Below are 22,276 nucleotides of genomic sequence, written 5' to 3' on the forward strand. Positions count from 1 at the left end.
CGGGAATCATATGAAAACAAGCATGGAAAATTTTCAAAAATATAATACCCAACTATTGAGTATCGAATATGCTGCAATCACAGATATCCAAAGCTTGTTAAAATTCATCCCTTCATTTAAAGAAAATCATCCAAAGATTAAACTTGAATTAAATAAAGTATTGCTAAAGGATATCGCTGAGTATCTGCAAAAAGGAATACATGACGTAGCCATTGCCTTTGACTCAGAGTTTAAAGGGAAAGAAGAAATCCTAACCCATACATTATATAGCGGACGCTACTGCGCGGCTGTAAGTAAACAACATCCTCTCTTCAGTTTTGAGTCCATCTTAAAGGAAGAGTTATATAAGTATCCGCTTGTCATGCTGAATCCAATGGTTATTGGAGATTGATCTTGCTGACCTGAAAGAAGAGGTCCGACTCATTCCTGCAACAAATACAAAATTCGTTTTAGCAATAGCCCATAAGTTTTTTGTATTATACTTTGTTATTTTTTTCACATAATATATAAGTATAGTTCATTTCAGCAAGGAGTGACGACAAACATGGGTAAGTTATTATTAACGGGTGTGGATGGCAATCTGGGCAGACAAGCAGCTGAATTTTTATTGAAATTAGTAGAAAAAGACCAAATTATTTTTTGTGCATATGATCCGGCATCTTTACAAGGGTATGCCGAACAAGGTATTGAAACGCATGTGACCAATTTCAATACAATAGACGGTCTTGCAGAAGCTTTTGCTAATGCAGATAAGCTTGCTTTAATCTCTATGCCTTTTGTGGGGGTAAAACGCCAAAATGCACACAAAAACGTGATCGATGCGGCGAAAGAAGCTGGAGTAAAACAAATCATCTATACTTCATTGGTTAACGCGGCGGATGAATCCAATCCAAGTATTGAAAAACTGGACCACGTCTATACGGAAGATTATATCAAAAGTGTCGGGTTAGATTATATTTTCCTGCGTAATTCGCAATATGCGGAAGCCATGGTTACCAATTACTTCACCTATGTGAAGTCTGACGGCGTGTTGAAAAATAATCAGGGTGACGGCAAGATGGCCTATATCTCACGGAAAGATTGTGCCAAAGCTGTCGCTTATGCATTAGCAGCAAGCAATTATCATGAGGCGATATTAAATATAAATGGTCCTGAATTAATAACAATGTCCGACTTTATTGAGATTGGAAATGAAGTAACGGATCATCATATTACCTACAAGCAGATCACGGATGAAGAAAACTACGCCATATTTGATGCCATGGGTGTTCCCAGAACAACGGATGGCAAATTTGCGGAGGACTCCGAAGCCCCCTTCTCTTCTGAAGGTATGGTTACCTTTGGACAAGCTATTCGCTTAGGAAAAATGGATATATTTACGGACGACTTTAAGAAGCTGACGGGCCAAGGTCCCGTAACGGTGAAATATATGTTTGAACATGCGAATGAGTACCAAGTGGGTGAACGACACTCCAAAGATAAATAATCCAAGTCATGATCATGTTTGCGGAGAGATCGGAAGCTGATTTACATCCGATTTCTCCAATTGCGCTTTTGCCTACTTTAGTATTCTCCTTTAATTACAAAAAACGAACCCCGAATTGTTCCAGCTAGTTTTGACTTCTGCCTAGCAAACTTAAACTTCCCTTCTAGCTCCTTTGGTACCTCCATCCCCTCAGAAAGCTTAAACCCAACGGCCCGCTTCTTAGTGTCATCAACCGTATACATGACGTTGACCTCAAGACCATCCTCATAAAAGACATAAGCAAATTTAATATTTTCCACTTGAAAACGTGACGTTTCTAAAGGTTTGGCCGCAAACTCTATATCACGCTCTTTCAGAATTCGGTTCACATAATCAAGGGTCTCCTGACTTTCACTAGCTGACACAACCGTAAATTCATGCTTGTATTTGTTCATAAAGTAACGGGCTTCATTAGCGCGCAAACCAGCAAGCGCTTCTACTACAGGTGAAGACTCTAAACCAACCGTAGACACATTATTAAAATCAACGATATAGGACATTTCCACCTCTCCTTTTATCTCATTATGCCCAAAAAAACTTGCCGCTACTTATGGTACGGTTCTGGAGCTCACAACTTACTGGTACACATAAATCGTCACCGATCCAAAGGAATATTCTCTCCAACTTCCTTCTGTCTGAGGGAACATGGGCGTTGGGAAGCATGTCAATTTGAACTCAGTTAGGGTATGATCGGCAGCAACAAATAAGAATCAAATTCATCCCCTGTATACAGAGTAATGTCTGCATCCCAAACCCTGTCATCCCCCGTCTGAGTCAGCAGTGCGCAGCCGCTTTGATTCTGGCTTCCAATTTCCAGGAGCAATCGGTTTCCTTTAGCTACAACAATTGCGCTATCCCATATCTCAATATCCAAGCAATAGACTTCGCCTGGAACCAGCTTTTGAAACTCATCGAAGGTGTAATAAGGCTTATACTCTGTAGATAATTCATCATCAGTTTTACGTAAAGAAGCGCGCAGCCAGCCCTGGCTAATTGGAAATTTCTCTGTTAGTGCTCCTGAGTTAACGACCTCATTGCCTAGTGAGTCAATATTTCGCAAAGATACGAAAATGTCCATATCATCTGTAGTTGACGATGCCCACAAACGGAGCTTGATAGGCCCGAGAATTTCTGTTTCGTTATCAAACAGATCGGTTTCAAACAGAACACGCTTTGAATTGTTTTCCTCTCTCGAGAATTCTCTCACCATAAATGGCTTCGCCCAGTGCTTTGACTCGCACTCCTTATCGCCTTCATAGCAAAGCTGCGCCTTGGCTTGCGGAGGCTCTTGCGAAAGCAGATTCGAGCTTGCATCAAGGTAAAAGCGGGTCCATTGGGTGCGCTTAAGCGGATACTCGTTCTCGTAGCGCCATGTGTAGTTATTGCCTCCGCGAGGAATGGCAAGCTTCACTTTCGGTTCTCTCATTATGCCAGTATCGATTCCTTTAAGCCAATAATCCAGAAATTTTTTCTGCAGTTCCCGACCCTGAGCGGTGTAAAATGCACCAACATGGCTCCCAATATGTACTTCAAGCCACTTGTGCTCTGATACCGCATTCTGAAAACCCAGAAAATTTCCACGGGTATGCATTCCGGCGCTAAACCAGTTGCTTGCGGATAATAAAGGTACCTCTACTTTACTCAAATCAGAAAATCGATTCGTCCACGATTGATCACGTAATGGATTGTTTTTTACCATCTCCGGGAAATCAGTGCGATTGGCTTGCAATTGTTCTTCCGAGAATTTTCCATCGGGATTGTATTGATGCGCCAAAACTCCGTTCTTCCACCAGAATGAAAGAAAACCGTTCGCCTGGATTCCGCCCGGATAACAGAATTCAGCATAATAATCTACTGTACCTTCCCACGGTATGATACAAGCTAAATGAGGAGGTTGTTCGGATGCCACGGCCCATTGACTCATAGCCAAATAGGAGATGCCCAGCAGTCCTATCTTTCCATTGCTCCATGGTTGCGTTCCAGCCCATTCGATTGCATCATAATAATCCTTCTTCAAAGAATTTGATAATATATCCAGCTTTCCTGGAGAATTACCGATACCACGTTCATCTACTCGCAAGACAGTATAGCCTTGCGGCACCCAAAATTCAGGATTTGGTGTTTCCCAACTAATTAAGGGCCCTTTATCCTGCGAGTGTGCATATTCTATTGCGATCGTTGGATTAGCAGGAGCAAATTGCGAGAAATGCAGATCCTTTCCGTACGGACACATCGTCATGATTACTGGAAAACTCCCATCCACATTAGGCTGATAAAGATTTGCGGCGAGATAATTCCCGTCTCTCATAGGAATCCGTACTTCTTTCCAAGTAAGTTCATAAAAGTGATTACTTCTTTCGTTAATGTCGATAGGTAATGGATTCATAGCTTGCCTCCATTTGATAGTTTTTCTTCAAACCAGTCAATCAATAAGCAGCGTGCTTCTGTATCCTGTTCAATCGCATTGTGAACTTTCCCTGGATATATTACTAGGCTCTTATCCTTGCTGGAAGCCTCATCATAGAACTGTTTAATTCCATTAACATCAAACAGGATATCTCCTAGGTCTCTTTCTGATTTCTTGCAAGTGGGTTCACTCCCTTCAATAATTATTCAGAAAAGTTTTAGTACACGTGTACTAAAATCAGTATATTCCTGCAAATACAGCAACTCAACTCTGGTCTTTATTGGGAATGGCACTCTTGGCTGAGGATTTTCGCAAATTATCTCTCGAATTCTTCCGTATTCTTAATCAAGCTACTTATTTCGGCTTGAAGGAACAATTTATGATATAATGCTTTTGATTTCAAGTGCATAGCACAAACGCTCTAAAGGAGATAGAAATGGATATTAATTTAAGGGATAAGATCCTTGAGACTTCAATTGAATTATTTAATAAAAAAGGATATGCATATGTAACATTGAGGGATATTTCCGATGCATTAAATATAAGTCCTGGTAATTTGACATACTATTTCAAAAAAAAACATGATCTTATGATTGGTGTTATGGCAATGCAGTATGAAGAATACCAAAACTTAAATTTCTCAGCGGAGATTTCTATCGAAGGGCTGAATCAGCAGTTTTTAATTCTTAATGCATTCCGTAAAAAATATTTCTTTTATTTCTCCAGTTTTACAGAATTGCCTAAGTTGTATCCGGAGATAGCTAAAATGCAAATTAAGGTTGTTAATGATTTCTATACACTTTTCACCAACATATTTAAGGGGTTTGTTAATAAAGGAATTATGAAAGAAGAATTATATGCCGGGCAATATGAAGATTTGTCTATTTCTTTACTATCGATAAATATGTATGGCACACAGGAAATAATTCTTCTCCAAAAATTTCTTACAAATTCAAAAAACATCTTGTCCATCCTATGGAGCCTTATACTGCCTCATCTAACCAAAGAAGGAATGGCCATGTATTGTCGGATAACGCAGGTTGATAAAACTATCACCCCCAAGCTATGCTACAAGCCAGATCAATCGGATGGAGGCTTGGAAGGCTCAACATGAGGCCGCCAAGGCATCTACTTGTAGCGGCAAGTTTTTGAATAAGGACCATCCCGATAAAAGGATGGCCTTTAGGACCGCTAATCTACTATTTTAATTGCCTCGATATAAAGTTCGATTCTCACTTCATTCCCGACAACAATCCCGCCTTTTTCCAGATGCGAGTTGAATGTCAAGCCAAATTCATTGCGTTCGATACTGGCTGTTGAATGAAATCCTACACGTTCCCGGCCGCGAGGGTCTTTATTTAGTCCTTCAAAAACGGTATGAAAAGTGATGGCTTTTGTTACTCCATGCAAAGTTAGATTGCCCGTAAGTTCATATTGCCTTTCGCCAGCAAGGACGCAGCTGGTGCTTTGAAACGTAATGGTTGGATACTTGGCTGCATGAAGGAAGTCGTCGCTCTTCAGGTGCTCATCTCGTTGCGATTGGCGAGTTGTGATACTATTTGCGTCTATGGAAGCCTGAATACCCATGGTTGTTAAATCATTGGGGTCAAAACTCAAGATCGCTTGGAAATGCTCGAATACTCCTTTGATTCTATTAATCATTAAATGCGTCACCGAAAACTCGACGGAGCTGTGATCCCGATCCACTTCCCAATTGATATTGCTCATAATAAATTCCACCTCTATGGTAAGATTTGAGAAAGGTCACCCTATCTCCAAAACACTGCGCTATTCGCATGCTCCTAATATACAAAAACGCTACTGACAACGGGATGTCAGTAGCGTTTTAGCATTTTTTCGGCTTCCTCGTATATCCGATTTCGAAATGTTCAAGCTCCGCCACGTCATAATTAAATCGAAGGTGAAGCTCGCAGGTATCGATCATCTGAAGACTGATACTCTAAACTTATTTGTTGACATTTTATGGAGAATACTGTATATATTCAAAGCTAATACGAAAGACAGGAAGGGAGGATCTGCATGCACAGAGTGATCAAAATCAAATTTATGCTCTTTTACGGTGAAGTGCCTGAAGCAAAATGTTACGGGTACTTGGAGTTGAATCAGGATGGAAATATGATCGCGCTCTACAATAGGTACGGTGAGGAAATAGACATGTATGGCGGACATGAATTTGTTAGGGTACGGACACTTGGCAAATTTGATGACCAAGACCGTGATAATTTTTATTCTTTGTTAGAAAGTGATGGTGTAGGATAATCTGCACGATAGGCTGACGATTCCGGTGCCAAGGCACTACGAAAAGTCAGCCTTTTTGATTTTATTTGCCTTGTAGAGTTGACCGGCACGTTATCATAATCCCCTAACCTCATCTTGTCAAGAAATAATGCGCGAATGAGCGACACCGTGGGGGAGCCCCCCTTATGCTTTCGAAATATGAATGAATTTCCGAGTATGCTGAGCAATTTCGCTTTTTCCAATTCACCCCACTTCACGTAGAATGATCTTCAGGCGTTGCGGGATAAGCGATATACAAACAATGGACGGAACTTAATGAACAATCGGGAGGTAGAAGATGGACAATCAGGCTCAAGGTGCAAGAGGAATGAAGAGAGGGGCAATATTAACCGCTCTACTCATCGGTACATTTGTCGCGTTTCTTAACGAAAATTTACTTACCAATGCGTTTCCTGCGTTGATGAGAGAATTTAACGTTGCTGCTTCGACCATACAATGGTTATCGACGGGTTATATGCTCGTGATCGGCGTACTGGTGCCGGTGACCGCATTACTACAGCAATGGTTCACGACTCGCCAGATGTTTATGTCTGCGATGGCGTTATTTTTGGCCGGTACCTGCTTGTGTGCAGTATCCCCGGGATTCGGAATCTTGCTGATGGGCAGGGTTGTTCAGGCTTGCGGGACAGGATTATTGATCCCGTTGATGATGAATACGATTCTCGCCCTCTATCCACCAGAACGCCGGGGTGCCGCCATGGGTCTCATGGGGCTGGTCATCATGGTCGCCCCTGTCATCGGGCCGGCTTTGTCTGGCTTAATTATCGATACCTTTCAATGGCGATGGCTGTTCTACATGGTGATTCCTGTCGCACTGTTTTCGATGATTTATGCATTCATTTACTTAAAGAATGTGACAGAACTGACCAAGCCAAGGGTCGATCTTGTATCCATTGTGATGTCAACCGTCGGTTTCGGCTGCGTCACCTATGGCTTCAGCCAAACAAGTGTCTCTCTTGAGCCAGAAGGTTACGGATCGATTGCAATAGGTAGCCTTTTCTTGCTCTTGCTTGTATGGCGCCAGCTTAAGATCAAAGAGCCGTTGATCGATCTTTCCGTATTCCGGCATTCCACTTTTTCTCTGGTTGCGGTATTGATTGTAATTCTGATGATGGTTCTATTCGCCACAACAACATTGCTGCCGTTCTATATGCAGGATGTGATGAAGTTGACCGCATTCGCGACAGGCTTACTTCTAATGCCAGGTAGCATTTTGAACGGAATGCTGATGCCGGTATCGGGGAGATTACTCGATAAATTCGGGCCGAGACTCGTAATTGTGCCCGGACTGTTCCTGATCGCCATATCGTTGTGGCTGTTTACCGGCATCGACAGTGATACAACACAAGGTTCCGTTCTCTTCAATCATATCCTCTTATTCTTAGGCATGTCGTTCGTCGTCATGCCGGCTCAGACGACAGGATTAAATCAACTTCCACGTCACCTGGTTTCTCATGGCACAGCCATATACAATACGCTCCAACAGATTGCAGGGGGAATTGGCATCGCATTGTTCGTCGGCATCATGTCGTCTGGAGCCAATCGTTATCTTCACCATTCGCTCAATCCCACTGCGATGCATGAGAAGACACAAAGCATGGTTTCCGGTCTACAAACAGTTTTTTGGATTGAATTTATTCTGGCAATACTTATTCTGGTGCTGGGTTGGTTTATAAAAAAGCCACCTGAACATAATTAATTCATTACTAGGCACAGATTGAATCATAAGTTTAACACCGTACAAGAAGCATGGGGCTGTCTCATAAGGGGCGGCCTTTTATTTCGTTGTACCTTGGAACCCCGAATATAGGGAGAGCCGATTTCTGCCTAAAAGTTTATTTTCGAGAATCAAGAATAAACATAGATGCATCTTGTCCCATGAATATTTTACTTCCATTATAAAAAGTTTTGGATTGAATACCTCTATACCCTATTTTAGTCATAACGTCAGCCAGCTCTTCTTGATTAAATCCGTTATGAACTATATCTGAAACTACTTTTTCATTTTTATTAAAATCTACAATTAGTAAATGTCCTCCCTCATTTAGAACATCAAATAGCCTTGATAAAACGAATTCAACATCATGAATATGGAGCAGAACCTGAGCCATAAAAATATAGTCAGCATGTAAATCCGTTAGACCTTCCTTTTCAAAATCAAAACATAATGTATCTGCATTCTGAATATGAAGATCAGTAATTTTTTGTTTTATTTGATTAATCATGTTTTGTGAAGTATCCAGAAAAAGCATAGAATTAAAATCGTTTAACAAGTTCATTCCGACAAGGCCCGTTCCACACCCAAAATCAATAGCATTCTTACTATTAGCGTCAACTACATATTCACGAATGGCATCAGATGATGCCTTTGCAATCTGAATTCTTTCAGAAGTGTCATATACATTAGCTATCATTTCAAACTTATCCGTATTTCCCATTTTACCTCTCCAATCTGCCTTAATAAAATCCTGAATACAACAGTATAGAATGATATTCTATCAAGCATTAGCATTTAATCCCCATTCTTATTAGTGCTTATGGAAAAACAAAACCTCTGTATGAATGGAGGAGACAACCTTGGGTTGATTCATGTACACCTTCTTCACGATTCGTCTTTGTCGAAATAATCATCTAGCAAATGCAGTTCTCGCAAACAACCGATAAATTTTTCTCTGAAATTCGGATTGCTTTTATATTCTGGCCATACCGCCTTATAGTAAGGCAGCAACTTCTCGTGTGGAATAATGCCCCAGTATAAAATCGAGTTATTCAAAACCTGCGGGTCGGCCCCCATCAACATCTGTTCAATGATCTGCCAGCTTCCCTGCTTGTTTTCGCAACTGCGCGCGGCATAGATGGCAGTGGTTTGCATTTTCGGGTCAGCGTGACACAAGAAAGGCGCAAAGTTATGGAGAGTAATCGCACCGTAATCTTCCAAGATATACCCTGCATAACGCAACGTTTCCGGGTCGTGAATCCTGTCAAGCCTTTGCAAGATCACTGGAATATACTCTGTTATATTCACAGTTTTACTGGAAGAATGCAAAATCTGTAAGGCTTGCAGAAAATCCTCATGTTCATCCGATTGCAACAGCTCCAGAAGATATTTCCTACCCGTGCCAAAAGAAGTTTTGCAGATGAGCCAAATGGCTGTGGTCCGATTTTTTGGGCTTTGCTCCGCAATATTTTTCAAAAAAGCAAGGGTTGGCTGAGAGACTTTCTTAAACTTGAACATTCCATCAAGCGCTTTGGCTTGGATTTCTTCGTTTGGAGCGCTCTGATAAATCTGGATCAGCGCATTCTCATCACCCGGCATTCGACTGCCAAACCACCCGATATCATAATCCAGAATAATTTCATCCAGCCAACGCTCGTACCAGTCCAGAAAGCTGTCTTCATAGACAAAGAAAAAAGGATGATCGAGATGAAAATCGGAGGTGTACACAATTCTCCCCCTGTATTTCCCTTTAAGTACGAGATACATGTCGTATTCGCAACCTTGTGTGCCTATGCACAACATGCCGCCCAACACCTTATTACAGGTGTCGTCGTATTCCTCATCGGGAATGTCCTCATCCTTGGTCAGGGGCTCAATTAGATGGTTCCATTCCTCTTTGGTCATCCCGGGATGCAGAACGGATTTTGCAAGGAGTGCCTGGTGCTCGGTGTAGGAAGTTGCCTTTTCAATTGAATAAATTCCATAGTAGGGGCCAGCGCCACCGTTGCCGATTTTCGTTAAAAATTGCGCGTAAGGCTCAGGAAGTGTGACATGATTGTGGACTTGCCAGTCCGCCAGCTCTTTTGCTGTAAGCTTCTCTTTAACCCTATATTGATGTGAGGATGCTCCAAACACCGAGAAATCCGCGTCTTTGCGCATGGCTTGACTCAGTTTGTTTTTTATTCTATCCAGTTGCGTTTCTTTCTTCCCAAACCACATATTTGAACCCTCCTGTTGACCATAGCCAGGTTTCCTTTGTTTGCTTATCCAGTAATTTTTTTCTATGGGTCGTACCTCTTTAAAATAATATGTATCTTTAAGTAGTCTTTCATTGTACTTCTCTTAAGGTCACCACTGGACCACCCTAGAGTACCACACAAAAAATGTATATGAAAGGAATCCATATATGGATTAGACTATAATCACCTTGTAATTCATGTAAGCCACTACTCATTTTCATGGAAATTAACGACATAATTATTTAACTAAACTCAACAAACGCAGATCACTTTTAACCAACATATAGTGAGGGGGAAAATAATGAAAAGCCAATTAAGAAATATTACGGTCGACGGTCATGCCTTCGTTTATTGGTACTCAGGCGGGTCTCGCTTCATCTTAAACCTATCTCCCAAAGAGAATAAAAACATCAAAATCACGCTCATCTTTCAGGCAAATCCTCCTGAAGAAGAGCCTCATACTTTTTGGTCCTTTTATGACATTTCAGCCCAAAATAATGAAATAGAAACTGTCATCCATCTAGGTAAACCCAAACATATTGCTGAAATCATCTCTTACTTGATGGCAAAACGACAAGAGCTTTGGGTCCAGGGGAAGCCTCACGTTCTGGATCATGCCTGGGATTTACTAAAGGAAATGGGCTATTCCGAGTTAAAACCGATTTGGATTAGACAGTGGTAGCGATAATGGTTTGTGGACTAGCCCCCTTTGACCAATCAAAGGGGGCCTAAAGTTCACAGATATACGATTATTCGTTATCTGGCGTGGCCGGACTGGCCGAGGGCATCAAGCCTTTAACGGCGCCGAGAAACGGGCGAATGGACTTGATCATGCCATAGCCCATCTTCACGACCGGGACAAATTTCTGGATCATGCCGAACAGCCGCAAGCCGCCGCCGAGCATACCGCCAAGACCTCCTGCGCCCGCAGTGGAGCCGCCCAGGCCGCCTAATAGCGAGCCCATCATCGGCAGGAATGCCGACACCTTGGCGTCCGGCCCACGGGAGCGCGAACGGCCAGACGGCTTACGCGCGCCGCTTTTTCGGTTGCCAAGACGTACGCCCGGGACATGCGCACCAGCTCTACGTTTGGAAGATCGGGAGTCTTGCTTCCCAGAAGAAGCGCGTGGGGGGGCTCCGGCGCTGGCAAGCACCATCTCTCCGTGATTAACGTCGGTGATGTATCCGACGTAAGTCTCTCCGCTGTGCAGGGTGACACAGACCGGACGGCCCTGAAACTTCTTAGCCCGTGCACGCATCTTTTTCGATTGTGCCATGGAAGTTCACCTCGCTCACTGATTATAATTCAGTTTACGCCAGGGGCAGACTGCCCGCTTGTGCGAATAGGGCATACGCACGCCAAAAATCGCTTGATGGGCTCGTCGTCATCGGGGCTTTAGCCTGATAACAGCACCTTATCCAGACATACAATGCAATATTGAATTGTCAACAGAAAACTGGACAACTATTATGAGGAATCTTTCTGGCCTACACCGGCACGAGGTATCCCAGTGTACCATGGATACGCTGATGTTCGAACCGTTGACATAATAACTAGTTGCCAACCTAACTGCTTTCTACTCTCAGATGTAGATATCTGACTATTCAATCCACAAATTACGATTTACATAATATGAAAATTACGGTAACCTATATTTGTATACGCTTACATTAATAGCTGAGCATTGCTTTGATTCTTGAGCATGGGTGCTGCGGGTAGGGGGAGGGGAAGATCACTCAGTTTTGAAAGGGATTACAAATTAATAGTAGCAAGGAGAATAGCTTCTGAGAGAGTAACAGAACAGAGTGAATCAGCGTTCACTCCAAACTAGCAAGGCCAATAGAATTCACAAATCAAGGAGGAAAAGTACAATGAAGAAAGCCTTAACTCGCATTTTAAGTCTGGCTTTGGTGACTACGTTGCTGGTGCCGACAATGTCCTATGCTGCATCCGAAACACAAGATCAAGATCAGAGCAATTCTGCTGTTGCAGCTACCAGCGGATCCGTAATTCCGGCTCCGCGGGGATATGATGCTTACCGCCAAAATATCCCGCACGGAAACGTGCAGCAGATTTCCTATTATTCCACAACAGTAGGCAAGTCTAGGAACGCGATGGTGTATACGCCTCCGGGCTATACACCTTCGAAAACCTATAACGTCCTCTACTTGCTGCACGGTATTGGTGGGGATCAGAATGAATGGCTCAATGGTATGAATCCGAGAAATATCCTCGACAACCTCTACTCCGAGAACAAACTGGAGCCGATGATTGTGGTATTCCCGAACGGCCGCGCAATGAAAGATGATCGTCCGATAGGCGATATTTATGCTCCGGACAAGGTAGCCGCCTTCGAAAGGTTTGAGTTCGATCTGATCAATGACCTTATTCCTTACATCGATTCCCATTATCCGGTGTATAAAGATCGGCAGCATCGCGCGCTGGCCGGCTTGTCGATGGGAGGCGGACAAACGCTGAACTTCGGATTAACCCATCTGGATAAATTCTCTTGGATTGGCGCGTTCTCATCCGCTCCTAATACGAAGTCGGCATCGCAGCTCATCACCAATCCATCTCAGGTTGCCAGCCAACTGAAACTGCTGTGGCTGTCATGCGGCTCTTCGGACAATTTACTGGGGGTCAGCCAAAATTTCCATAATAGCTTGAACACCATGAATATCCCGCACATGTGGTATCTGGATGTGGGCGGACATGAAGGGAAAGTTTGGAGCAGCGGGCTGTATCAATTTTCGCAACGTATCTTTAAGTAAATAAAACTATAGCGATTGCGCGTTTCTTACGTAGCATAAAGCCCATGGGACTGTACAATAAGTCCCTAAAATGAAAGCTGGACAAAAAACGTGAGTTTTCCGTCCAGCTTTTTTTGCGTATCTACTTTGCAGGAATACAGCGAACTAATATAGCTCAGCATTTTTCTTGAAAGAGATAACTTATGCCTTTCTCTTAACAGGAATCCAAACAGCATCTTACAACTCCCCCTCGAGAAGCTTAATGAGGTGCATTTCAAGGCTACGCTAGGAACTCTGTAAAGTTGCATGAATCCGCATAGATTTGGTGCTCCACGTCATAACCGCCTATCAGGCCTTTTTCTTCGGATTACTTAAACGCGAATGCCCTTACTCTGCCGCTTCCGCCAGCCATGCTTGCATAGCCGGAGACTCCGCCCGATTCAAACGCAGGGCGATTTCGGTATTGATCTCATCGGGTGGCATGACCTCGACAAGAACGCATACAGCCTCTCGCGGTTGATTCAAGGCAAACACGCCTTCATCATCGAGCATTTTCATCGCCAGCTCCATGGCCTTCAGCCTCGAATCAAATTCACGATTCCATTCGTCAGCTTCAAGCTCCGCAATGGAAGGACGCTCCATAAACAATTGTTTAACATCATCGAAGCTCTCATCCTCGTAACAACAATAGGGTGAATCGGCATAGGACCATTTGATGAGTTCTGCAATCGTTGATCCCGGCGCGTCGCTTTCGTCTCCTTGCCTGGCCGCTTCCCTCTCCAAGGCCTCCCATGACCAGGCGGAGATGCTTGGCGCATGTCCCTCTCCAGTAGTAAATAGCGTGCAGTAATAGTAACGTTCGCCGTTTTCAAAAAGAGTGCGAAAGGACGTCCTAGCCACATCGGCAATCTCTGCCGCCAGCGCCTCTATTCCTTGCGTCGGTTTCATGACATTCGCCCCTTAGCCCTATAAAATATATATCTTATTTCCATTATAAAGATTGTTCATCCTAAATCTATCTACTTTTCACCTGAATCCTGGACATATGCGCGATTCACTCCCTCATGATAAAAGAGGATGTCTCTCCGTTACTTTTCGGACTTGAGACACCCCCTTTTGAACTATTTCGCATTCACTACAACAATTTTACCGTCACTTGAGGTATGAGTTTTCGCTCTCCTACCAGGAGTTTCATCCCCATTAGAGCACGCTCATTCAAGATTCTAATTCAAGGTGCATCTTGGCTTCTGCCTCATCCCATGGCACTGAGTAACCCGCCCCCTTGGCGCAAAAGATAGAGGAGGATGTATACAGTGGGTCCGCCCCTTTGCGGTAGCCCATCCGCTCTATGACTTCCTCCGTATTATGGCAGCGGTCGTAGCCGCTGAACACGCAGCGGATACTGCCTCGTCCATGCGTAAAGGATGCAAATTCGGCACTGTAGTTCATGAAAGTCGACACGGGTACCCTGCCCGTGACTACCGCTTGCGTTCCGATTGTCTGCGGCGGATTAAAAATACCTGAAGCACGCTGAATATCGGACAGCACCCTGCCCATTTCATCGATAGCGACCTTGATTTTAAAATCGTAATAGGGCTCCAACAGCACGTTGTCCGCCTTCTCCAGACCCTGCCGTAGTGCTCGAAAGGCAGCCTCACGAAAATCGCCGCCATGGGTATGTTCTTTGTGCGCGCGGCCCCTCAGCAGCGTAATGTTCACGTCGGTGACTGGCATGCCGGTCAGCAGTCCGTGATGCTCCCGTTCATAGAGATGATTCCGAATCAAATTCTGATAGCTGACATTCAGATCATCGGCATGACATCTGCTATCGAACATGATGCCGTTGCCCCTTTCTCCCGGTTCAATCAGCAAATGCACTTCCGCATAATGCCTGAGCGGTTCAAAGTGGCCGTACCCTTTCACAGCCGATTGAATCGTTTCCTTATACAAAATTTCCGGTTGTCCAAAAGAGATAGCAAAGCCAAACCGCTCTCTAACAAGCTGCTCCAGCACTTCCAGCTGAATCAATCCCATGACGCGGATAGAAATCTCCTGCAACTTCTCATCCCAAACGACGTTCAGAGACGGCTCCTCCGCCTCCAGCGTGCGAAAAGCACCGAGCACCTTCTGTACATGTATCGAATTGTCGAATACTACCTTCGATTGTAACGTCGGCTCCGAATCGTAAGCTAACTTGTCCGATATCGACCCCAGGCCTTGTCCGGCCTCGGCGGCAGACAAGCCGGCAACTGCAAACAAATCGCCGGCCTCCACTTGTTCCACTGGCTGCGATTTAAGACCGTTAAACAAGAAGATTCGCGTAATTTTTTCGTCATATTGAACGTGGCCGCTCTCGTAACTAAGCTGTTCTCTCACCTTCAGCCGACCACCCAGCGCCTTAATGAACGTGAGTCTCGCTCCGCCTGCATCGTGCCGAATTTTATAAACCCGCCCCTGGAACGAAGCATTCTCGTCATAAGTGATTGTCGTCAGCAGATGCAGCTGATCCAGAAATTCAATGATGCCTGTATCCTGAAGCGCAGAGCCGTAAGCACAGGGGAAGAGAAGACCCGTCGCTATCATCCTCTGCAAGGCTTCTAGCCAAAAGCCGGAATCCTCTCTCCCCTCCAGGAATGCTTCCAGCAAGGCTTCGTCCCGCTCCGCCATGGCCTCCCGTAGCGGCTCGCCGACTATGCCGTCAGAGAGGCTCTGTGTAATGCAGCATACTTCCCCCGTCAACTGCTGACGGATATCCGCCTCGGTTCTGCCTGCATCCGCGCCGATTCGATCCGTCTTGTTGATAAAGAAGAACGTTGGAATCCGATGCTTGCGCAGCAGCTGCCAGACCGTCTCCGTATGACCCTGGACACCTTCAACTGCGCTTACAATCAGGATGGCATAATCAATGACCTGAATCGCCCGCTCCATCTCCGGGGAGAAATCGACGTGTCCGGGCGTGTCTATTATGTAATAGCTATCTCCCTTATATTCTATTACCGCCTGATCTGCGAACACCGTAATACCCCTTGCCCGCTCGATGTCGTGGCTGTCCAGAAACGCATCCTGATGATCCACCCGCCCCCGCGACCGGATACTGTTCGTATGGTACAGCAGCTGTTCCGCAAAAGTTGTCTTACCTGCATCCACATGGGCGAACAGGCCAATCGTTAGTCGCTTCATAGAATCCCACTTTCAACGCTTCTTGTTGATACTGCTCATTTTATTAAAGCATAGAAATCGGGAGAGTGGGTAGGAGTTGGTTTTGAGATAGGCTCTTTTTTCATAGACAGAGGATAAAGGCAACGAGTTACATTTATGTTGAGTGATTTATCCAGATTATAAAGTATAATTAATATACTATTAAAGGAAAATCCCTTCGAATCTACTCCAACTTGGAGAACTTCGCCTAACCATCATTCCCGACCTTATTATTGTTATAATCGTCAATAATTGACATCGTTTTATTTGCCACTTCACTACCGAGTGAGGCATACAATTTCTTATCGCCAATCACATAAAATTCTTCTTTAGCTCGCGTCGCTGCAACATTCATCATATTGGGATCAGAGACAGCCCATCTTGCTGCCCCACTGCTATCAGAGTCCGCTCCAAGAACAAAGTAGACGACTTTGGCTTCTTTCCCTTGAAAAGTATGAACTGTACCAATATTCGTTGTCTTCCCGTTTTCTCGTTTTGTGAATTTAATTTCATCTAAAACCTGGGCAAGCTTATAAGCCACATTTCTAAATGGGGTGATCACATAGATTTCATCCGCTAAATCCGGATCTTCCTGCAAACGTTTATCAATCATTCTTTTCAATAAGTCAGCTTGTTCCTTAACAAATTTGTCATTTGCTTTACCGGTTGAATCATACCATTGTGATTTCCCTTGTGCCTCATCTGCTGATTTACCTTGTACCATCAACCCCTCATACGAAATTTCATTTGAAATCGTAAACATCGGATAGTTCGAGCGTCTGTGTACCCAAAGGGGTATGCCAATCCATTCATCCTCATTTTTTTGGAAACCATACTGACTTGTGGCATCCACAATGGTTTGAGTAGACGCATCAGCAGAAACAAATTTCTCATCGACTTCATAGTGTCTTCCAATTAAGGTTAAAACATTTGAACCTAGCGTCATTACGGGTTTTATTTGTGATGGATCCCCAACGACCATAACCTTTTTACTTCTAAAAATGGCACCAACACTAGCTTGTGGCAGTGCTTGCCCCGCCTCGTCTACAAACAGATTACCTATTGAATCTTCATTAAGATTTTTAAACATTCGACCAAAACTAGCAAAAGTAGTGCTGACAACGGGGATCGTGAAATTCAACCAATTCCATGATTCTGAAATTAGCTGCTGTCCATTCTCTTTTCCCAAGTATTCAGACTGCCTATTCCAAATATTTCTCGCGGCTTTTAAATTCCTTCTGTTTTCATACAGGAATTGCTTTCTAACTTTTAAAGCTGAAATAAATAGCTCTGATTGTAATTTACGGAATTTCACTGTAAACCATGGATTAGACTTTTGCAGCTCATCATACGATTGTGAAAAATCTGGTTCCTTAATGCCACTTTGATACTTGAGTTTTTCTAACAATACAATTTCACGTTCCACTTTTTTAAAACCATTTTGTTGTTTGATCATCCATCGATCGAAGTTAGCTCTTGTGTCCTGAGTTTGTTTTTGAACATACTCACTTTTCGCAACATTTTCCCTTAACCTATTTTCGAGTCGCCTACGGTCATTTAACCATTTCGTTTTTTGTTTAGATAGATCATTTAAATGATCATTCGCATTATTCAGATCTTTGAAGTACTGCTCAACTTTTGCCTTATTAAATATTTTCTGAAGCCACAAAAAACTTAGCTTTTGAGAAGTAACTACGTCATAATTCCTTTTAGCTTGAGCTTGTAGATCAATTAGGTTTTCTATCTCAACAGAAGCATTTGACCAATCCTCTTGGAGATTTTCAATTTCTTGTCCCAGACTTTCTAGTTCACGTCTCGCTTCTTCTTCCTGTGAGATTAAATTTGTTCGTTTCTTTTTTTCTTCTTGTTCAAATGCAAACATTTGCTCTTTATGCTTGGTTTTTAATTTTCGAAGAGCATACATTTTCTCGCTATAGTCTTGCATTTTATCTCTTTCGATTTTTAATTCAGCATACAGACGGGAGAATTCTTGATATACACTTTCACCTGTTTCCGCTTGATCATGATCCTCTAAATCTTTTTCGATTGCTTTAATGGTTAAAAGCAACTTGCTCATGTTTGTTGACGCACCGCCCTCTAACGAGAACACACCCCAATTTTCCTCATGTAAAAGCTCTCTTTTAATCTCGCGATTCTGTCCAAAACCTTCATCGGTTAATTTAGAATTGGAAACCTCTTTAAAATAATCTGCTTCATCTAATAGCTTTTGAAAATCGCCCGCAATCGTTTCTTTCTTTGGTAACTCCTTAACAATATTTTGGACCGCCCCATTGTTTGAACTTGCAACAACAATGTTTTTATCTGACATGGAATGTGGTAAAACACCAAGCTTATCTTCCCGATAAGTCAGACTCCCTTTAATTCTTTTATCAGAAAGCTGCACAATTTCCGCTGCCTGTCGTACGACTAAATCAGCAAAAATATCTTTTAACAGTGTTGTTTTCCCTGTTCCTGGCGGGCCATTGACACTACGAATATCATTTTTATCATTTAAAGCTAGATTCACCGCAACCTGCTGCATAAATGAAAGCGCGAAACCAGGATTACTTGGGAACCGCCCGAGTGGATAGAACTTAGGTTGTAAAATAGTTTTCTCGAAAATTCGGGGGTTATAATGAACGGACTCTTTATTGCCATCCAGATTGTGCCTATGTCCCGAAAAGCCATTAAAATATCGATCCAAATTTTTATTAGTGATTGTCTTTGCTTTGTTCAGATCTTCAATAAAGAACGAATGTAGATTTACATCTCCGTTATCCAGGTTTTTCACAAATGCATAGCGGAAATTTTCTACGGAAACATGATATTTATGAAAAAGCTCAGAGATGGTGGTATGAAAACCTTCTTCAAATTTGCTGTTCAAATCTTCTCTAAATACGTTTTCAACTTTCAAAAAATCTTTCGGTAATTCACCATGTTGGCGGATGTAACCGCTCATTGTATAAAACAATTTGTCTGCTAGAAAATTCAATTCGTTATCAAAATAGATAGAGAAGGTGAATTTGTAAGATTTACTAACTTCCTCGTAGGTTTTAGCAATCTTGTATTTCCCCCTCAATAGTTCAACAATTTCTTGAAAATCAAAAATATTGAAATATAATACTAAGCCCGATTTCTTAAAGAACTTATCTGATACTTTTTGTTGTTCTTTTTGCTTCATTAAAAAGTCTGAAAAAAACTGATTCCAATCCTCTTCCATTGTATGTATGAGCTTTAGCGATTTGTCTTTTTTATTAATAGAACCTTCGGATAACTGCTCGATCGTAATCCAAGCATTTATAATATCTTGCCGTTTATTCATGAGTCTCCCCCCATTATCATCTGTAATTACTATAATAAAGCTCTCACCCTGTCATCTAAAGACAAAAAGAAAAGCTCCCCAACTTAGAGAGCTTACCAATGTACCATTCAATTATATAAGATTTCACTGCTTTTAACAGTGTATTGTATTCCATTCTTATTCCAGCTCTGTTTTTGAGTTAATCTTAATGACATTGTGCATGTGCAGGTTTACTAAATGCTTGTCATTTCCTGTTGTTATTATTTTTCAGAACGCCCAACGAAGCGCTGAATATCTTCCCCAATCAAGGCCAGCGCATCTCTCCAGAACTCTGGTGAACACACATCGATACCCATTAACTGCCCGGCATCTGCAACCATGGTGGTGCTGCTGGCGGCCAGGAAGGCTTGAAATTGCTCGGCGAATCCGCCTTCACGTTTCTTATACTGCGCGAATAGCCCTTTAGAGAACAACAGCCCAAACGAATACGGGAAATTCAGAAACTCATTGCCTGTCATATAATAACCAGCCTTGCTAACCCACTGGTAGGAATGAATAGAATCCCGGTCAATACTGCTTCCATAGGCCGTAGAAATGGCATCCTGCATCAGGCTGTTCAGTTCTTCCACCGTTAGCGAGCCTGATTTCCTATGCTCATAAAGCTGGCTTTCAAACAGATAACGGGCATAGAAATCAACGATATAATAACCGGCATCCGAGAGACTCCGCTCCAGGATCGGCAAGACTCCTCCTTCCGATGCACTCAGCAGTAACTCTTGATTAATCAGACCCTCACAAAAGATCGACGCCGTCTCGGCAATCGGAATCGGATAATCTATATTGACCATAGTCTTTCCGGCAAGACAGCTGCTATGGTAGGCATGACCAATCTCATGCGCCAGTACACCAACATTCATATAGCTCCCGGTGAAGCTGGTTATAATCCGGCTCTCTTGGATTGGTGCGATATCAATGCACATGCCAAAGTTCCCTTTTCCTGCCCGTGACTCCGCATCGATCCATCTGGAGATGAACACCTTGCGGGCGAACGCACCCAGTTCTGTACTGAACGAGTTAAACCCGGCAACAATAAGCTCTTGTGCCTCCGGGTAGCTAAATTTGACGGAAGAATCCTCGCCAACCGGAGCAAAGATATCATGGAAAGGGAGCGGTCCTGCGTGGCCCAGAAGCTTTGCTTTGTGAAGATAATACTGATGAAAGGCAGGCAGACTCTCCTTAATCGCTTGCAGCATTGCTTCCAGCGTCTCCTGATCCATACGTGAGGTCTCCAGTACTTTATGCAGCGGCGATTTGTACCCTCTTAGCTCATAGATTCCTATCGCCTCTCCACACACCGCATTAAGACAAGCTGCACTCTGTTCGGCAACACTGCGGCAAGCCTTGGCTTCCGCTTCATATGCCGCCTGCCTAACCTGAGAATCATGGTCGTACACCAGATTGCACAGCTCCGTCAAAGACAGCTGATGCGCTACCCCTTTCATCTCCACCTCTACACGCAAGGTAGACTGTATCTTCATGTACAGCCTCTCCCACGCTTTGGCGCCGGTAAGCTGCATCCGGGCAATGACTGCCTCAGCTTCTTCACTGAGCAAATACCTTGACTGCTGCTGCAGCTGACGCAAATAAAAAGCATGCCGACCCACATACTCACCCGAGCCAATAATAGTATCAAGCTCTTCCCCACTCATGCTTGCCAGCCATTTGCTGAAACTTGCTAGAGCTTCTTCGGAACCCGCGGCCATTTCTTCCAATACATCCATCTGATTTGCAGCTTCTGTATTCCCGTTGTCAATGCTGAATACCAGTTCTGCATAGCTGAATAAGCACAGATACACGCTCCTGAATGCATTATATTGCCTAAGAAAATCTTCCGTTAGAATCGCAGCCTTCTCTTGAGTGTGTAAATGAAGCTTTGCCCTCGCACCAAGTTCATCTGCAAGCTCTGCTGCATGTTTATAATCCTTTTGATATTTCTCCGACTGGAATGAGGAATACAGACTCTCCAAGTCCCATGTTAAGTTCATCGCCGTTAATCTCCTTATCGTAAACACAAGCGATGCTATACGTATCCCGGCAACCGGCCATATCGAACGTATAGCAGGCTGCGTTATATTTTATTGGGATAATTCGAATATTGTATTCTGCGGCTAAGACTTACATGTTTCCACCTCTTCCGGTACTATGTTAAGCAAAGTTAATGTCAAGTATAACACGCCCACTTATTCCCTAATATGTGATAAGTCGCTGACCAATCTTCTTCTTCACTCACACCAAAAAGCCCCGCATCCGCAGGACTCGTCTCATTTTATCTTATTCATACCCCTATGCGGTGATGGTCAGACCATCAGGTACTCCGCATTCTTTTCGCATTCTCGTCTCATTCAGCGCACTTGGTCGGCGGCCCCAATCCGAGAATTCGTAAGCGTACATCCTCTTTTCTGTTCAAGCTTTCTGCAACAGCTTACGCAATAAGAGTACCATTGGGTATTTCAATATCCGGCTTCAATAGAATGACATCTCCTTTTTCCGGAACGCCTCCCAAAACTAATACCTCCGATTTGAATCCTGCAATACGCCGAGGAGGAAAATTAACGATCGCTATAATTTGCTTCCCTACCAATTCTTCAGCCTTATACCGCTTAGTTATTTGTGCGCTTGAGGATTTCATCCCGATCTCCGGTCCAAAATCAATCTTAAGCTTTATCGCAGGGATCTTTGCTTCTTCAAAAAACTCCGCTTCCTTAATCGTTCCGACACGAATATCTAGTGCTGCAAAATCATCGATCGTTGCCAACGT

18 protein-coding genes are annotated in these 22,276 nt (G+C 43.4%); 7 read left to right on the forward strand and 11 right to left on the reverse strand.

The genetic code is table 11. The features are described from left to right. The first annotated feature begins 10 nt into the window (after positions 1–10). Positions 11–391: a LysR family transcriptional regulator substrate-binding protein gene (locus KAI37_RS25745; RefSeq protein ID WP_220030498.1), complete on the forward strand. Its 381-nt coding sequence runs from the start codon at positions 11–13 to the stop codon at positions 389–391. Between the two features lie 153 nt (positions 392–544). Next, positions 545–1,486, forward strand: a complete 942-nt coding sequence (locus tag KAI37_RS25750) for an NAD(P)H-binding protein (RefSeq protein ID WP_076292879.1) — start codon at positions 545–547, stop codon at positions 1,484–1,486. Between the two features lie 77 nt (positions 1,487–1,563). On the opposite strand, the gene KAI37_RS25755 is transcribed toward KAI37_RS25750, so the two are convergent. Next, positions 1,564–2,025: a phage tail protein gene (locus KAI37_RS25755; protein WP_071644079.1), complete on the reverse strand. Its 462-nt coding sequence runs from the start codon at positions 2,023–2,025 to the stop codon at positions 1,564–1,566. A gap of 179 nt (positions 2,026–2,204) precedes the next feature. Then, positions 2,205–3,911: a CocE/NonD family hydrolase gene (locus tag KAI37_RS25760; protein ID WP_076292880.1), complete on the reverse strand. Its 1,707-nt coding sequence runs from the start codon at positions 3,909–3,911 to the stop codon at positions 2,205–2,207. Between the two features lie 457 nt (positions 3,912–4,368). Between KAI37_RS25760 and KAI37_RS25765 the strand changes: the two genes are divergently transcribed. Continuing rightward, positions 4,369–5,046 carry a TetR/AcrR family transcriptional regulator gene (locus tag KAI37_RS25765; protein WP_013312721.1) on the forward strand — a complete coding sequence of 226 codons (678 nt, stop codon included), beginning with the start codon at positions 4,369–4,371 and terminating at the stop codon, positions 5,044–5,046. Between the two features lie 77 nt (positions 5,047–5,123). Here the strand turns inward: KAI37_RS25765 and KAI37_RS25770 are convergent, their stop codons facing one another. Beyond that, a complete protein-coding gene (locus KAI37_RS25770) occupies positions 5,124–5,660 on the reverse strand; it encodes a YceI family protein (protein ID WP_220030499.1) in 537 nt (178 codons plus the stop codon). A gap of 312 nt (positions 5,661–5,972) precedes the next feature. Here KAI37_RS25770 and KAI37_RS25775 point away from each other — a divergent pair, with 312 nt between their 5' ends. Together KAI37_RS25775 and KAI37_RS25780 are read left to right on the forward strand one after the other, a co-directional pair. Then, the gene (locus KAI37_RS25775) at positions 5,973–6,212 is read left to right on the forward strand and encodes a hypothetical protein (protein WP_220030500.1); all 240 of its coding nucleotides are present in this window, start codon (positions 5,973–5,975) and stop codon (positions 6,210–6,212) included. 316 nt (positions 6,213–6,528) lie between these two features. Beyond that, entirely contained in the window at positions 6,529–7,950 is a 1,422-nt protein-coding gene (locus tag KAI37_RS25780) for an MDR family MFS transporter (protein WP_071644085.1), read from the forward strand. A 136-nt stretch (positions 7,951–8,086) separates the two neighbouring features. Here the strand turns inward: KAI37_RS25780 and KAI37_RS25785 are convergent, their stop codons facing one another. Further along, positions 8,087–8,689 carry a class I SAM-dependent methyltransferase gene (locus KAI37_RS25785; RefSeq protein ID WP_220030501.1) on the reverse strand — a complete coding sequence of 201 codons (603 nt, stop codon included), beginning with the start codon at positions 8,687–8,689 and terminating at the stop codon, positions 8,087–8,089. 164 nt (positions 8,690–8,853) lie between these two features. Beyond that, positions 8,854–10,188, reverse strand: coding sequence for an SMI1/KNR4 family protein (locus tag KAI37_RS25790; protein ID WP_220030502.1), 1,335 nt, complete (start codon positions 10,186–10,188; stop codon positions 8,854–8,856). Positions 10,189–10,509: 321 nt separating this feature from the next. Between KAI37_RS25790 and KAI37_RS25795 the strand changes: the two genes are divergently transcribed. Further along, on the forward strand, positions 10,510–10,890 hold the full coding sequence (locus KAI37_RS25795) for a hypothetical protein (protein ID WP_220030503.1): 381 nt from the start codon (positions 10,510–10,512) through the stop codon (positions 10,888–10,890). A gap of 67 nt (positions 10,891–10,957) precedes the next feature. On the opposite strand, the gene KAI37_RS25800 is transcribed toward KAI37_RS25795, so the two are convergent. After that, on the reverse strand, positions 10,958–11,485 hold the full coding sequence (locus KAI37_RS25800; protein ID WP_220030504.1) for a hypothetical protein: 528 nt from the start codon (positions 11,483–11,485) through the stop codon (positions 10,958–10,960). A gap of 595 nt (positions 11,486–12,080) precedes the next feature. Here KAI37_RS25800 and KAI37_RS25805 point away from each other — a divergent pair. Continuing rightward, on the forward strand, positions 12,081–12,980 hold the full coding sequence (locus KAI37_RS25805) for an alpha/beta hydrolase (protein WP_220030505.1): 900 nt from the start codon (positions 12,081–12,083) through the stop codon (positions 12,978–12,980). 366 nt (positions 12,981–13,346) lie between these two features. Here KAI37_RS25805 and KAI37_RS25810 read toward each other — a convergent pair whose 3' ends face one another. The 5 genes from KAI37_RS25810 to csaA form a co-directional block, all read right to left on the reverse strand. Then, complete coding sequence (locus tag KAI37_RS25810) at positions 13,347–13,907, reverse strand: DUF4303 domain-containing protein (RefSeq protein ID WP_220030506.1); 561 nt, start codon at positions 13,905–13,907, stop codon at positions 13,347–13,349. A gap of 267 nt (positions 13,908–14,174) precedes the next feature. Continuing rightward, positions 14,175–16,139 (reverse strand): elongation factor G, encoded by a 1,965-nt coding sequence (locus KAI37_RS25815; RefSeq protein WP_220030507.1) that lies wholly within the window; start codon positions 16,137–16,139, stop codon positions 14,175–14,177. A gap of 226 nt (positions 16,140–16,365) precedes the next feature. After that, positions 16,366–19,479, reverse strand: coding sequence for a DEAD/DEAH box helicase (locus KAI37_RS25820; RefSeq protein WP_220030508.1), 3,114 nt, complete (start codon positions 19,477–19,479; stop codon positions 16,366–16,368). 239 nt (positions 19,480–19,718) lie between these two features. Beyond that, positions 19,719–21,503 carry a M3 family oligoendopeptidase gene (locus KAI37_RS25825; RefSeq protein WP_220030509.1) on the reverse strand — a complete coding sequence of 595 codons (1,785 nt, stop codon included), beginning with the start codon at positions 21,501–21,503 and terminating at the stop codon, positions 19,719–19,721. 437 nt (positions 21,504–21,940) lie between these two features. Then, entirely contained in the window at positions 21,941–22,273 is a 333-nt protein-coding gene (csaA, locus tag KAI37_RS25830) for a chaperone CsaA (RefSeq protein ID WP_076292891.1), read from the reverse strand. Positions 22,274–22,276: the final 3 nt, after the last annotated feature.

It is taken from the genome of Paenibacillus sp. S25 (assembly GCF_019454085.1).
GTDB lineage: Bacteria > Bacillota > Bacilli > Paenibacillales > Paenibacillaceae > Paenibacillus > Paenibacillus polymyxa_B.